The following is a 544-nucleotide window of genomic DNA, read 5'->3' on the forward strand; positions in this document are numbered from 1 at the left end:
TTGTGTCAGCAGAGTATGAATGCGTAAGTGCGTTGTCGAAGCTTCGAAAGAGACAACATCTTGATTGGACTCTAATAAAGAAGAGAGTTTTTTCACGCAGCCACCGCAGCTTAGCTCCGATAGTTGGAGCTCATAATGGGTGCCAGCCTGGTAACCAAGGGATTCAATTGAGGCGACTACGTCAGATAAAGACGCATCCGTCTTTAATTCTACAGAGGTCGGAGACAAATTGATGATTTCAACATCGTGATTAGCGTGTAACGCTTTCTCTACTTTCCTTGCACAACCCATGCAGTTGAGCCCCGATAACGGTACAACGAACTGGTTCATAAACTTGTCCTCAATAATAGCGATGTAAAGAGCTTAAACCTTACATCAAGGGGAAGGTCAAGCATTTCATTGGCGAAACAATTTCGTCAAAACTGTCAGTAAAGCTCCGTTTCTTCCTCTGTTGTGTTGCGAGTGATCTCAAGGTTTTTTCTCTTTGAATATAAAGTTCCGTTAAAACTCCTAAAACATGAATGAAGTCGCTCACGAATTTGAA

At 42.3% G+C, this 544-nt stretch carries 1 protein-coding gene; it reads right to left on the reverse strand.

Translation table 11 applies throughout. The features are described 5' to 3' along the window. Positions 1–330, reverse strand: a 330-nt coding sequence (locus R7P74_RS28680; RefSeq protein ID WP_318124086.1) for a heavy-metal-associated domain-containing protein, incomplete at its 3' end; no start/stop codon positions are given. Between the last annotated feature and the right edge of the window lie 214 nt (positions 331–544).

The organism is Vibrio sp. 2033, from assembly GCF_033339735.1.